The organism is Pseudomonas sp. PS01300 (genome assembly GCF_029960155.1).
In the GTDB taxonomy this organism is placed as follows: Bacteria; Pseudomonadota; Gammaproteobacteria; order Pseudomonadales; family Pseudomonadaceae; genus Aquipseudomonas; species Aquipseudomonas palmensis.
Window position 1 is genome coordinate 1 of sequence record NZ_JASCPN010000176.1, and the last position, 255, is coordinate 255.

1 pseudogene is annotated in these 255 nt (G+C 52.5%); it reads left to right on the top strand.

Going from position 1 to position 255, the window contains the following annotated elements:
* A pseudogene (locus QMX96_RS26860) lies at positions 1-255 on the top strand (IS3 family transposase); the annotation flags it as partial.

Sequence of the window (255 nt, forward strand, 5' to 3'; positions counted from 1 at the left end):
AGCGAATCAAAGAGCTTGAGCAGCAGCTTGAGCTGATGAGCCAGAAGGCCCAGTTCTTTGAAACGGTCGTTGATGTTCTGAAAAATGACTATGGTGTCTCGGTCGTAAAAAAGCGATCCGGCAAGTCGTCTCGCAAGGTCAAGTCGCAGGACTGAGCATTGCCAGGGCTTGTCAGTTTCTAGGCATCAGTCGACAGGCTTACTACAAGCGCAACCGAGCTGCTGATGGCAAAGAGCGCCAGGCAGATCGGGTGGT